Below are 12,462 nucleotides of genomic sequence, written 5' to 3'. Positions count from 1 at the left end.
ATTCAATTTTAAACTATTTAGGAGGAATACCCACGGAGGTCCAACCTCCATCTACCACTAAAAATTGTCCAGTAATGTGTTTAGATTGATTCGATAAAAAGAAAAGAACGGCATCAGAAATGTCTCCAACGGTCGCTGGTTTGCCCATTGGGGTTATTTCAGACCATGATTGCTGGTAATTGGTATCAGATAAGGTTCTTTCTGTCAAAGTGGCACCCGGCGAAACGGTATTGATTCTAATTTGGTAAGGCGACAAATCAATGACCAAATTCTTGGCTAATTGATTCAATGCTGCCTTGGTCATGCCATACACTGCCAAATCAGGGTGAGCGATGTGTCCTGTCACTGAAGATGTTAAAACAATACTTCCTGGTAATTGCTGCTCTTTTAGTTTTTTGGCAATTAATTGAATCAAGAAAAAGGTTCCTTTGATGTTGATTCTCAAAATCTCCTCCATGGATTCTTTGGAATACGTCCAGAAATCGCCAAAAGTGGTAATTCCCGCATTGCAAACAACGCCTGCCAATGTTCCTGGGCTAGATTCAATGACTTGATCTAATTGATTCAAAAAGCCCCCTGAAGCTGCATCTTCCACCAGCGTAACAAAATTTGTTAAGCCAAGTGAATGCAATTGTTGAGTGGCCAATGCCGTTTGCTCCGCATCTTTATCATTCAAAATCACAAAATCACCTTTCAATAAAATAGATTTAACTATCTCATAACCAATTCCTTGTGAAGCACCTGTTACAATAAACTTTAACATACATAAAGAATTAATGCGAGTCTCGGGTCACAATTGAACCTGAACCGCCTTTTAAGAAATCGAAATCCGCACCTTGGTCTGCTTGTTCTACGTGTTCTATGAATAAACTCACATAACCACGGTCCATTTTCGGTTTTACCAATGGTTGATTGGCTTTTCTTATCGCTAAATCTTCTTCGCTTACTTCCCAGTTGATGCTTCTATTTTCCAAATCAAGGGCAATATAATCGCCATTTTGCACCCAATTCAAAGGTCCACCTGCAGCAGATTCAGGAGAAACGTGTAAAATAACGGTTCCAAATCCTGTTCCGCTCATACGGCCATCAGAAATACGAACCATGTCTTTAACGCCTTTTTCCAAAAGCTTTTTCGGAATTCCCATGTTACCCACCTCGGCCATACCCGGATATCCTTTTGGACCCACATTTTTCAGTACCATGACTGAATTTTCGTCTATATCTAATTCGGGAGTATCAATTCTAGCGTGATAATCTTCAATATTTTCAAATACAACCGCTTTTCCTCGGTGTTTGAATAATTCAGGAGAGGCAGCAGATGGCTTCACCACTGCACCATTCGGAGCTAAATTTCCTTTCACCACTGAAATTCCTGAATCCTTTTTAAAAGGGGCATCGATGGTTGAAATGATGTTAGCATCATAAATAGGAGTGTTGGCAATATTTTCTCCCACTGATTTACCATTCACCGTTATAATGGAAGTATGAAGATGTTCTTTCATTTGATTCATCAATGCAGGTAAACCGCCCGCATAGTATAAATCTTCCATGAAATGTTCCCCAGAAGGCTGAATATTGGCCAAAAGAGGAATGGATTTCGAAAATTTATCAAAATCATCCAAATGTAAATCGACACCAATTCGTCCGGCAATGGCCAATAAGTGGATCACAAAATTGGTCGAACCACCTGTAGCGGCATTCACACGGATGGCATTTTCGAAGGCTTCGCGCTTCAACACCTTGGATAATTTCAAATCCTCTTGCACCATTTCTACAATTCTTCTTCCTGAATGTTGAGCCAACACCTTTCGTCTTACATCTGCTGCTGGTATAGCCGCATTTTGAGGTAAAGACAATCCCAAAGCTTCCACCATGGTGGCCATGGTAGAGGCTGTACCCATCACGGCACAGTGGCCAGGTGTACGTGCCATACATGCTTCTGCTTCTATGAATTCTGATTGGGTCAATTCACCTAATTTATAGGCTTCAGCAAAACGCCAAACGTCTGAGGTTCCAATTTCTTTGCCTTTGAATTTACCTTTCATCATAGGTCCTCCTGAGATCACCAAAGTAGGTAAATCCACCGAACAAGCGCCCATCACCAATGAAGGAGTGGTTTTATCGCAACCACACATTAGGACCACACCATCAATTGGATTGGCACGGATCGATTCTTCCACATCCATACTCGCCAAATTGCGGTATAACATGGCGGTAGGTTTGATCAAAGTTTCACCCAATGACATCACCGGAAATTCCACAGGAAATCCTCCAGCTTCAATGATACCTTTTTTAACAAATTCTGCTAATTCTCTAAAATGCGCATTGCAAGGAGTCAATTCAGACCAAGTATTGCAAATACCAATAACTGGTTTCCCTTGAAAATAATCATCAGGAATACCCTGATTTTTCATCCATGCACGGTAAATAAATCCATCTTTCCCTGTCTTACCAAACCATTGTTGTGATCGTAAATTCATATCATTATTCATTTTCATAGTCTAAAGTTCTTTGTAACGTAAAACTGTCATCCAGCCCAAATGTATAAAAACATGCTCTTTTCCCATTAAACAAATCGGAAAAAGTATCATTTTTAAAGTCAAATTTTCTAACCAAATAAGATTTCTCAATATAAAGCGTATCATTTCCAGCAAAACCAAAACTTTGACGCCCCATTAATTGGGGAAATTTTAAGGTTTTTATTTGGGCCTTATGATATTCAAAAGCATAAAATTGATTTTTTTTACCTGATTTTAATTTTACCCAAAACTCTGGAAAACCATTTCCATTCAAATCTGAACTAATCAGTTGGGCAATGCTAACATTTGAAAGGAATTTTTCAAAAATCGAATTTCCATTTTTTAAAATGGTCAATTGAACATTTTTATCTTTCTGAACTATTTGTCCTTCAAAATCTGCATAAAATGTCTTAAGCACATCGTTGGAATCGATTATCGATTCTTCTGTTGGAACTTTTAAAGTAGATTGACCAATAACTCTCTGATATTCAATAGTATCTTTGGGATCCACAGAATCACTTTGTTCCATTTTCACCATCCAAAAAAGGAAAAAGGAAAGTCCAAGAACGATTAAAAAAAACAAAAAAGATTTAAGGATTTTCATGAATTGTCTCCTCAATAATGGTAATAGCTGCTTCTAATATGGACTTTGGACAAGCGAAATTCAAGCGTATAAAATTCTTGCCCTTAAATTGATCCCCACGCAAAACATGCACACCTTTATCAAATAATTTAGCTTGAAAATCGCCCAAAAGGTTTTCATCATATTCAATCCAAGCCAAATAAGTTGCTTCTAAAGGCAACATTTTTAAACCTTTCAATGCGTTTATTCGATCAAATAAAAGATCATGATTTTCCTTCAAATAGGGTAACAATTGATTCAGCCAATTTTGACCGTATTGATAGGTCGCTAACATGACGTCAATACTATGACGAGAAAGCATGGGAAAAAATCCAAAAGTTTGTTTCAAAAATCGGTTTCTAGTCTTTTCATCCGGAATGATCGCCACAGAACCACCCAATCCAGCCGTATTATAGGCTTTACTTGTAGCAAAAAAGCTGATGGCAGGAGTGGAGTTCGCAATGGATTTTCCAATACAAATATGTTCCGATTGCGGATGAATTCGTAAATCGGCATGAATCTCATCAGAAATAATCATGCAATCATATTGTTGACATAATTCAATGATTCGATTTATTTCACTTTGATTAAATACAGTTCCGCCGGGATTATGTGGATTACAAAATAGAAATACACCGGGATTTTTCTTTAATTGATTTTCAAATGCCTCGAAATCGTAGGTCCATCTGCCTGCTTTTTCTACCATTGGAAAAGTCAATAAAGGCTTATTTACCCAACCTGACACTAAATGAAATGGATGGTAAACAGGAATAGGAGTTAATATCCCCTGATTTTCATCGCAAAAAGCAGCACAAGCAGCGGTTATTCCTGGAACGATTCCGGGAATCCATACTTGCCAATCTAATTCCGTTTCCCATTGATAATCGGCCTTTAATTTCTTTTGTGCTTCCAATTTTAATGATTCAGGCACAATGGAATAACCTAAAATACCGTGTTGATTGATTTTATCCAAAGCGGTTAAAATCTCATCAGCCACAACAAAATCCATATCTGCCACGGGCATAGGAATCATTTCCTTGTCATAGGAAACATTATCCCATTTAAAACTATGTGTGTTTTTGCGATCAATGACTTGATCAAAGTTGTATTTTTTCATGGCAGATTGAGGTGGTAAATTTGAATTCCTGGAAAAGAGGGGCGTTTTCGCAGGTATTCCTGCAGGCTTTCATGGGAAACAATGACCTTCTTGTATTGTTGAGAAGCGTGTAATATGTGCCAATTTTTCCCCTTTTTAACTAAAAATCCTACATGGTGAAAATCCATGTTTTCATGGTTTGTCAAAAACAGAACCAAATCTCCTTCATGGATAAGGTGTGAAATTTTGGGTATTGATTTAGTTGGAAAATAGGTCAAATGTTGATTACTAAATTGTTTTTCCATCTTTAAAATGGAATCCAATGAAATTTGATAATGCTTCATTTTTAGAAATTGCGAAAGCACATCTAATTTTTTTGGAGTTGACACTTCAAATGCTGCATCTTGGACTTGATTCAATTCACCGACATCACCTAATTTCTTCACAGTAGAAGAAAAATAATGATTTCTATTTTCATACGTGACACTTCCAGGGTGATAATACCGAACTTTGATTAATTGCTTTAAATAGCTAGAATCGACTCCTTTGGAAGTGTACAAGGCATAAAGATTGTCAAAAAGAGTTACACAATCAAAGCCACTTAAATCTGTAATTAAGCGTTCTGGATTTTCTTTGGAAAGCGCAAATGCCTTGTAAGGTAAACCTAAAAAATGTTCAGCTATTTTTATGGGTTGATGGGAACTTCTAGCATTTTCAATATGCCTTTTGAGCTCCTTTGTCAAAATTTGACCCGACAAAAGAGTTGGAATACAAAAAATCCAAGTTAAAATCCAAAAACGATAGCGCATTTTATTTTTCTCTTATTAAAAGAACCGAAATAGCTCCTAAAATAAAGAAAATTCCTGCCATTACAATGGCAAAAATGGCATTTCCTGCATAAATATGTTTAACAATGGGACCACCAATGATTCCATTAACAATTTGAGGAAAAGTAATAAAGAAATTAAAAATCCCCATATAAACGCCCATTTTACTCATAGGAATAGATCCTGCTAAAATGGCATAAGGCATTGCTAAAATACTTGCCCAAGCCATTCCAACACCTATCATGCTAGCAATTAGCCAGTTAGGGTCAGAGATAAAATAAATGGAAATCAATCCTATTCCACCGGCAACTAATGAAAGAGCATGTGTTCGGTTATTTCCAAGTTTGGCAGCAATTCGAGGTAAGAAAATGGCATAAATAGCTGAAACCCCATTATACACTCCAAAAATAATTCCAACCCAATTACCCGCTTCTTGATACATCTTTGAACTATGGTCATCTTGCGCTAATCCATACACATGGTTAGCGATGGCAGGCGTGCTAAAAACCCACATGGAAAATAAGGCAAACCAGGAGAAAAATTGAACCAAACCCAATTGACGCATGGTACTTGGCATTTCTTTGATGTAAGTAAAAACCGAAAATAAGGTATCATTGGAAGAATCTTCTTGAAAGCCCATCTCTTCTCGCTCGCTTGGCGAATATTCCTTGGTTGTAACAATAGTCCAAACAATCGCAGAAATAAAAACCAAAGCACCAATGTAGAAAGAATATTTCACATTTTCGGGTATTTCCCCTTCGCCAGCTTCAATAGATAAACCGAAATAATTACCCAAAATATAGGGTAACCAAGAACCTAAAACCGCACCAATACCAATCAAAAAGGTTTGGATGGAAAATCCTAACGTATTTTGTTCCTCAGGTAAATTATCTGCCACCAATGCTCTGAATGGTTCCATAGCCACATTGAAGGAAGCATCCATCATCATTAGAATTCCCGCACCTACGAAAATGGGTGGCAGAAAACTAGCTAATGCTCCAGAATGGGGAAAAAACAAGAGGGCAGAAGCAGCTAAAATAGCACCACTTAAGAAAAAAGGTTTTCTTCGACCTAAAAAATTCCAAGTGCGATCAGAATAGAAACCAATAATGGGCTGTATAATCATTCCTGTTAAGGGCGCTGCCAACCAAAACCAAGACAATTGTTCGACATCAGCTCCAAAACTTTGAAGAATACGAGAGGCGTTTCCATTTTGTAAAGCAAAGCCGAATTGGATCCCTAAAAATCCAAGGCTCATATTAAAGATTTCAGCGATGGATAAACGCGGTTTTTGAAAAATTTTCATGGTTTAGTCAGTTTATAAATACAGACACTATTTGCCGGGAGCCTTAAAATTCCATTCGAAATATTGGCATCTTCTGGGCTCTCTGGTGAAATAAATGATTTGTTTTCAATTAATTGATAATTTTTTAGGCCCATCATACCCAAGGCTAATTCTGGAATTTCGATGGAAAATGTACGAGTTTCTTTGGGCTCAAAACTACATACAATTAAATACTGCTCCTTTTCGGTATATCGTAAAAATGAATAGATTTTATCCTTTGGATAAGAGTCATTTTGGGCATATTGCAAATCAAAAAATTGACCGTTTTGAATGGCTTTATTTTTTTTGATGTACGCTAACAAATCGGTATAAAAATGATCCACTTGTCTTTCAAAATGATTGAGCAATCCACCATCAAATTTTCCTTCATTCAACCATCTCTGATGCGTATTTACAGCCCAAAAATCAAACATACTTGTTCGATCGTCTGCCTGATTAAAGCCTTCCTTGTCTTGCGCTTTTTCGCCAAATTCTTGTCCAAAATAAACCATCAAAGGACCATCATGCAAGGCAGCAGTGATGACCATCGCAGGAATGCTTGACCAAAAATTATGCGCTGCAAAAGCGGGAGTATTCAAGCGATGCTCATCGTGATTTTCCAAAAATCGCAACATATGATTAGAAAAATCTCCCGATTCATTTTGCCAAACTCGCGTAATATCTTGTGTACTGGCTTCTGGTTTTAACTCCATCAAACGGCGCAAAGCGTCATATAGACCTACTTTATCATATAAATAATCAAATCCACCTTTGAAAATATAATCTTTGTATAAATTGGGTTGATAAATTTCAGCGATGAAAATGATATGGGGGTTTTGCAATTTGATTTTTGGAATAGCATATTCCCAAAATTCTACCGGAACCATTTCAGCCATATCACAACGAAATCCGTCCACACCTTTTAAAGTCCAATAATTCAACACCTCCAACATTTTTTTCCAAGTATCAGGTATAGGATCAAAATGCTTTTGTTGATGGTTTTGGAAATCGATTCCATAATTCAATTTCACTGTTTCAAACCAATCATTGATAGAAGGTTGTGCGGAAAAAACGTTATTACCACTGACTTTGGCAGGAATTTCTACATAAGGAATCGTTGATTGAACCGGTGATTGAACCGGTGATTGAACCCCATTGGGGATGGAAAATTGCGTTCCGGGTAAATAATAGAAATTATTATTTATATCAAATGATGTGTCTTTCCGATCATTTGATCCAAAATCAGTAATACCTTTCGGTTTTTGATCAGAGTGATATTGGCGGGCTAAATGATTGGGAACAAAATCGATGATTAATTGTAAACCCTCTTTGTGAATGCGTTGCAACATTTGATCAAACTCATTCCAGCGATTGGATGGATTTTTGGCAAAAAATGGATTAACGTCATAATAATCTTTGATGGCAAATGGTGAACCACATCTACCTTTAACTACATCTGGATGATCCAAAGGAGATCCAAAAGCACTCATATCTTCCATGGTGGCATGTTCAATTAAACCGGTAGCATATAAATGCGTATATCCCTTCTTCTTTAAAGCCTTTAATCCTTTGGTAGAAACATCATCAAATTTAGTGACTCCGTTTTCTGCCAAAGATCCATTCATTTTTAAATCAGTGGTTTTATTTCCCCACAAATGAAACATCATTTGGTAGACAACAAATTTATCAGAAGTATTTTTAGGCATATTGGAATCAGATTTAACAATGAAGGATGGTAGTAGGATCAACAAAAAACAAAGAAAGATGTGAATATTTATTTTAAACATATCAAATAATGAAAATAAACAGTCTAGCACTGTCTTTTTTACTTTTTTGCCAAGTGTAAAAATAATAATTTTGTTGAATCAAACGAATTTATATCATAAATCATGACAAAATATAAGGTGTGTCTATTTGATTTAGACGGAGTATTAGTAGATACCGCAATCTATCATTTTCAAGCATGGAGGAAATTGGGAGAACAATTCAATTTTCAACTATCAGAAGAGCAAAATGAACAATTGAAAGGTGTTTCAAGGGTTGAATCTTTAAACAAAATTTTAGATTGGGCCGGAGCTGAAGCTAGTCAATCTCAAAAAGACGCCTGGTTAATAGAGAAAAATGACAATTATTTAAATTTGATTTCCAACATGAATCCGAATGAAATTTTACCCGGAGTGTTGGATTTTTTGGCCCAAATAAAAGAATTGGGCTATAAAATTGGATTGGGATCAGCCAGCAAAAATGCAGTTGTCATTTTAGAAAAAACCCAATTGCTGCCTTGGTTTGATGTAATTATTGATGGGAATAAAGTCACTAAAAGCAAACCAGACCCTGAAGTGTTTTTAAAAGGAGCGGAGGGTTTACAAACTTCGGCAACCGAATGCATTGTTTTTGAAGATGCACAGGCAGGAATTGATGCAGCTATTGCGGCTAATATGAAAACCATTGGTATTGGAATCCCTGAAAATTTAAAGGGCGCAGATAAAGTAATCACAACATTTTTGGGTATTAATGCCAAAGAACTGCTCGATTTTTAAAAACAGAATAGCACTGAAAGCATAAGTTCTAATATTATAAATAATTTTGTAGGATAAAAAATACCGTGAATTCTAAATAAATGAAAGAATACCTTAAGCATGATGAGTGGAAAATCATTGAAGACCAATTTCATCCTGAATTTAATGAGATAACTGAATCTGTTTTTTCTTTAGGAAATGGACGAATGGGCCAAAGAGGAGGATTTGAAGAAACCTTTACAGGTAAAACCTTGCAAGGCAATTATGTAGCAGGAGTTTATTACCCAGATAAAACGCGTGTTGGTTGGTGGAAAAATGGTTATCCAGAATATTTCGCAAAGGTATTAAATGCTGCGAATTGGTTAGGATTAGAAATTAGGATTGAGAATGAAGTAGTGGATTTAAATACTTCAAAGGTTGACCAATTTTACAGAGAACTTAATATGAAAGAAGGTCATATTAAGAGAACTTGCCAAATAACATTACCCAATGGAAAATCTGTAAAAATTGAATCTATTCGAATCAATAGTTTAAAAGATGACGAATCTGGAGCTTATTCTTATTCGATTACTCCGCTGAATTTTTCTGGTAAAATAGACGTAAAGGCTTTCGTAGATGGAGATATCAAAAACAAAGATTCCAATTACGATGAAAAGTTTTGGGATGAAGTAAAAGTAGGAACGAAAGAAAATACGTCTTTTGTTTGGTCTAAAACAAAAAAAACAAGCTTTGATGTAATAACGGGTCAAAAATTAACCATTCATCAAGGAAACCAACAACTTGATTTGAAGGCCATCCCTGAAATCAAAGAAAAATACACCTCATTATCTTATTCAATCGATGCCAAAATCGATGAAAAAATAACGCTTGTTAAATATGCGGTTAATTTAAGTTCAGAAAATCATCCAGTTGCTGAATTAGAAAATAGATTATCAGCTTATTTAGATAGGATTTCTTCCAAAGGATTTGACCAAATGTTAATTGAGCAAGCCAATGCTTGGGAGGAACGCTGGGCAATCAATGATATCGTCATCAAAGGGGATGTTGGAGCTCAACAAGGCATTCGATTCAATATTTTCCAATTAAATCAGACTTATACGGGAGAAGATGAGCGATTAAACATTGGTCCAAAAGGATTTACCGGAGAAAAATATGGTGGATCTACTTATTGGGATACAGAGGCCTATTGTGTGCCTTTTTATCTATCAACAGCTCCTAGTAAAGTAGCTAAAAACTTATTGATTTACCGTTGGAAACAATTGGATCGTGCGATTGAAAATGCGGGCAAATTAGGTTTCAAAAACGGTGCTGCACTTTACCCAATGGTTACCATGAATGGGGAAGAATGCCACAATGAATGGGAAATTACCTTTGAAGAGATTCATAGAAATGGAGCGATTGCTTATGCCATCAAAGATTATGTAGATTATACGGGAGACCGCAAGCATTTAGTGGAATATGGTTGGGAAGTCTTGATTGGTATAGCACGTTTTTGGGCACAAAGAGTCAATTGGTCTGAAGACAAACAAAAATTTGTCATGTTAGGCGTTACTGGACCTAATGAATACGAAAACAACGTTAATAATAATTGGTACACCAATTACCTTGCAGCCTGGTGTTTGAAATACACGATAGAGATACATCAAGAAATAGTTAAAAACTATCCAGAAGAAGCTCTTAATAAATTTAAGATCTGTCAATTTTCAGAAAATGAATTAAAGGATTTTCAAAAAATCGTCGATTTGATGTATTATCCAAACGATGAGAAAAAAGGCATCTATTTACAACAAGATGGTTTCTTAGACAAAGTAATTGCACCTGTAGGATCCATTCCATCCAATGAAAGACCTATCAATCAAAATTGGTCATGGGATCGAATTCTGAGATCTTGCTACATCAAACAAGCTGATGTTTTACAGGGTATGTATTTCTTTGAAAACGATTTTTCATTGGAAGAATTAGAAAGAAATTACAACTTTTATGAACCGATTACCGTTCATGAATCCTCTTTAAGTCCTTGTGTGCATAGTATTTTAGCTGCTAAATTGGGTAAAGAGGATAAATCCTATGAATTTTATACGCGTGCAGCTCGATTAGATTTGGATGATTATAATAATGACACAGAAGATGGATGCCATATTACAAGTATGGCGGGAACCTGGATGTCGATTGTGAAAGGATTTGGAGGAATGATTGTTCAAAATAATGAATTGCATTTCAAACCATTTTTACCTCAACAATGGAATGAATATTCATTCAAGATCAATTTTCGCGAAAATCATTTAGAGGTGATTGTCAACAGGGAAGGAGTTCAAATTAAGAATTTGTCTAGTCCATCTTTAAAAGTTACGATTCACAACCAATCCTATTCCATCGGAGGCAATAGCGAGATAGTTGTTAAATAATCAATTACCCCTATAAAAAAAGGCTGCTTAATGATAAGCAGCCTTTTTTTTGTGCATTGAAATAAATACTTATTTCAATAAATCTAAATCTGGTGTAGATACATCTTTCAACGTTACTCCACCTCGTTCTTTTCTTGCTATTCGAGAATATAAACCAAGTTCTTGAGAGAATAAGAAAGTGAAAAATAATTTCACAAACGAAGTATGGTACTTCAAATTATCATAAAACTCAGGAGCCATTGCTTTCAATTTAGGCAGATTATTCCAAGGAATAGAAGGCATATCATGGTGCTCGTTGTGGTAACCCACATTCATATTAATGCCATTTAGGCCACCATAATAGCTATAAGTTTCCTGATTCTTATCCAATACCAAAAAATGCTCTTGGATCCATCTTGCTCCCAAAGGATGCAAACCAACTGAAAACATGAAACTTAATCCCATATAGGCCAATGCAGGCCAGCCCCAATAATAAACTACTAAAGCATCGAAGGCCAATTGAGCCACAATATTCATAATCACATAGCGATCAAATACCGCCAACTCGATGCAACGAATGGTACGAATTGCTTGAAAGAAAGGAAATAACATTAACCAGATTGCTTTTCCGATGAAGTAATTATTGATCAACTTCGCTTCCCAATAATCAGGTAAATCAGCATCCAATTCATGAACACCTTGAAATGCATGGTGCTTCAAATGATAGTTTTTGAAGGAAATAGCTGTTGGCATTAAAGAAGGAAAATTAGCAATAATTCCAGCAAAAACATTCCAAGAAGTTTTCTTGAAAACTAAATTATGAGCAGTTTCGTGAATACAGACAAACAATGTATGGGTAGGAAAAGCTCCAACAAACCAAGCTACTGCTACAATTAACCACCAAGATGAATCTTTCAGAAAATATGCTAATGAGATTTGAAGTCCCACACAAGCTAAAATCCAAATCATTGTGCTAGGGTTTTTACCTATCAACTTCTTTACTTCTGGGTATTTCTTGATGATTTCTCTTGTTCTTTGTCTATGTGGCTCAGGTTCATTGACCCACGTAAAATCTTGATCATTTGACATTTTATCGCATTTAAAATAACTAACAAATATAACAAATAAGGGCTTTTGTCCATTAAAATAAGTCAAAAATTATTTCAATCTG

10 protein-coding genes are annotated in these 12,462 nt (G+C 36.0%); 2 read left to right on the top strand and 8 right to left on the bottom strand.

The annotated features are described in order from the left end of the window. Window positions 1-13 precede the first annotated feature (13 nt). The 7 genes from V7S79_RS01915 to V7S79_RS01885 are packed head-to-tail and all read right to left on the bottom strand — an operon-like array spanning window position 14 to window position 8,094. Window positions 14-763, bottom strand: coding sequence for an SDR family NAD(P)-dependent oxidoreductase (locus V7S79_RS01915; RefSeq protein WP_459488863.1), 750 nt, complete (start codon window positions 761-763; stop codon window positions 14-16). Between the two features lie 10 nt (window positions 764-773). Continuing rightward, window positions 774-2,480, bottom strand: coding sequence for an IlvD/Edd family dehydratase (locus V7S79_RS01910; protein ID WP_459488862.1), 1,707 nt, complete (start codon window positions 2,478-2,480; stop codon window positions 774-776). A gap of 4 nt (window positions 2,481-2,484) precedes the next feature. Beyond that, entirely contained in the window at window positions 2,485-3,123 is a 639-nt protein-coding gene (locus V7S79_RS01905; protein ID WP_459488861.1) for a hypothetical protein, read from the bottom strand. Beyond that, window positions 3,110-4,258 carry a MalY/PatB family protein gene (locus V7S79_RS01900; RefSeq protein ID WP_459488860.1) on the bottom strand — a complete coding sequence of 383 codons (1,149 nt, stop codon included), beginning with the start codon at window positions 4,256-4,258 and terminating at the stop codon, window positions 3,110-3,112. The genes V7S79_RS01905 and V7S79_RS01900 overlap by 14 nt, the downstream gene beginning before the upstream one ends. Next, a complete protein-coding gene (locus V7S79_RS01895) occupies window positions 4,255-5,046 on the bottom strand; it encodes an N-acetylmuramoyl-L-alanine amidase-like domain-containing protein (RefSeq protein WP_459488859.1) in 792 nt (263 codons plus the stop codon). The genes V7S79_RS01900 and V7S79_RS01895 overlap by 4 nt, the downstream gene beginning before the upstream one ends. Before the next feature lies 1 nt (window position 5,047). Then, entirely contained in the window at window positions 5,048-6,370 is a 1,323-nt protein-coding gene (locus V7S79_RS01890; RefSeq protein WP_459488858.1) for an MFS transporter, read from the bottom strand. Continuing rightward, window positions 6,367-8,094, bottom strand: a complete 1,728-nt coding sequence (locus V7S79_RS01885) for an alpha-amylase family glycosyl hydrolase (protein ID WP_459488857.1) — start codon at window positions 8,092-8,094, stop codon at window positions 6,367-6,369. The genes V7S79_RS01890 and V7S79_RS01885 overlap by 4 nt, the downstream gene beginning before the upstream one ends. Before the next feature lie 183 nt (window positions 8,095-8,277). Between V7S79_RS01885 and pgmB the strand changes: the two genes are divergently transcribed. Together pgmB and V7S79_RS01875 are read left to right on the top strand one after the other, a co-directional pair. After that, window positions 8,278-8,928, top strand: coding sequence for a beta-phosphoglucomutase (gene pgmB, locus V7S79_RS01880; protein ID WP_459488856.1), 651 nt, complete (start codon window positions 8,278-8,280; stop codon window positions 8,926-8,928). 80 nt (window positions 8,929-9,008) lie between these two features. After that, on the top strand, window positions 9,009-11,312 hold the full coding sequence (locus V7S79_RS01875) for a family 65 glycosyl hydrolase domain-containing protein (RefSeq protein ID WP_459488855.1): 2,304 nt from the start codon (window positions 9,009-9,011) through the stop codon (window positions 11,310-11,312). A 69-nt stretch (window positions 11,313-11,381) separates the two neighbouring features. Here the strand turns inward: V7S79_RS01875 and V7S79_RS01870 are convergent, their stop codons facing one another. Continuing rightward, on the bottom strand, window positions 11,382-12,380 hold the full coding sequence (locus V7S79_RS01870) for a fatty acid desaturase (protein ID WP_459488854.1): 999 nt from the start codon (window positions 12,378-12,380) through the stop codon (window positions 11,382-11,384). Window positions 12,381-12,462: the final 82 nt, after the last annotated feature.

The organism is Aquirufa sp. ROCK-SH2, assembly GCF_054558315.1.
This window is presented reverse-complemented; position numbering and strand designations above follow the sequence as displayed.